At 60.6% G+C, this 1,434-nt stretch carries 1 protein-coding gene; it reads left to right on the forward strand.

What is annotated here, in order from left to right; all coding sequences use genetic code 11:
- Positions 1 to 93 precede the first annotated feature (93 nt).
- Positions 94 to 1,425 (forward strand): IS4 family transposase, encoded by a 1,332-nt coding sequence (locus FVF58_RS51010; RefSeq protein ID WP_149676987.1) that lies wholly within the window; start codon positions 94 to 96, stop codon positions 1,423 to 1,425.
- Positions 1,426 to 1,434 lie beyond the last annotated feature (9 nt).

A 1,434-nucleotide genomic window follows, 5' to 3' on the forward strand; every position in this document is an offset into this window, starting at 1 on the left:
TAATGCCGTTCAGTTAAGAACTGAACGGCATTTTCATTTGCGGAGCAGGAAGAAGTTGTAAACGGCGCGCCGGGATGTTAACTTTTCGGCGCGATGCTCTCAGCCCACCTTACCTACCTGATCAAAGCGCAGGAGCCGGTAGCCGACCTGAGCCGGCTGGCCGAGCATCTGCCTTACGAATGGATTGAGCACGCGGTGCGTGCTACGGGGACGGCAAGCCTGCGGCGGCGACGCCTGCCGGCCGAGCAGGTGGTATGGCTGGTGATTGCTCTGGCCATGTACCGGCACTGGTCAATCAGTGAAGTGCTTGACGGACTCGATCTGGCGCTGCCCAGCGAGGATGCACCATTCGTCAGCAAGAGCGCGGTGACGCAGGCGCGTCAGCGCATCGGTGAAGCGCCGCTGGCGTGGCTTTTTGGCCGGACAGCCCGAGCCTGGACCAGGCAGGACGCGGCTCGCCATGCGTTCAAGGGGTTGAGTTTGTGGGCGATGGACGGCACCACGCTGCGCACTGCCGACAGCCCCGCCAACCGCGAGCACTTCGGCGCACAAGGTTACGCCAGTGGCAGGGTGGCCAGCTATCCGCAGGTGCGCGCAGTGACGCTCACGGCGATTCCGACGCATCTGATCGCCGACATCAATTTCGGTCGTTACGACACCAACGAGATGGTGTATGCCAAAGGCCTGTTGCCGCAGATACCGGAAGATTCACTGACGGTATTCGACAAAGGCTTTCTGGCTGCCGAAATTCTCTGTGGCCTGACGATGGGAGGACATAACCGCCACTTCCTGATTCCCGCGAAATCCAATAGCCGCTGGGAAGTGATCTCGGGTACCGCTGACGATGCGACGGTACGCATGCGCGTCTCGCCGCAGGCGCGCAAGAAGTGCCCGGCTTTGCCCGAATTCTGGAATGCGCGAGCGATCCGCACCATCGACGCGCGCGGGCGCGAACGCGTGCTACTCACTTCGCTGGGCGATCGGCGCCGCTTCAAACCCGCTGATATCCTGGCCTGCTACGAGCGCCGTTGGCAGATCGAAACCAGTTACTGCGAGCTTAAGCAATCGATGCTCGGCGCGGAGTTGACTTTACGCAGTCGTACGGTCGAAGGTGTGTACCAGGAAATATGGGGTGCGTTGATCGCCTACAACCTGATTCGCCGTGAGATCGCCAGCGCCGCATGGGAAGCGAAGCTTGAGCCGACCGATATCAGCTTCGTGCGCGCCCTGCACACGATCCAGCACGAAATGATGTGGGCCGCACTAACGCCGGCCTATGCGAAATTGCCCGCCTGTCTGAAGCGCCTGCGTGAGCGCCTCAAGTCGCTGCCCAATGAAAAACGACCCGGCCGCACATGCGACCGGGTCGTCAAATCTCGCCCTCACCGTTACACCGTTCGATTCTTGAAGAAGAACCTTAACTGAACGGCATTA

The organism is Paraburkholderia panacisoli (assembly GCF_008369935.1).
Lineage (GTDB): Bacteria > Pseudomonadota > Gammaproteobacteria > Burkholderiales > Burkholderiaceae > Paraburkholderia > Paraburkholderia panacisoli.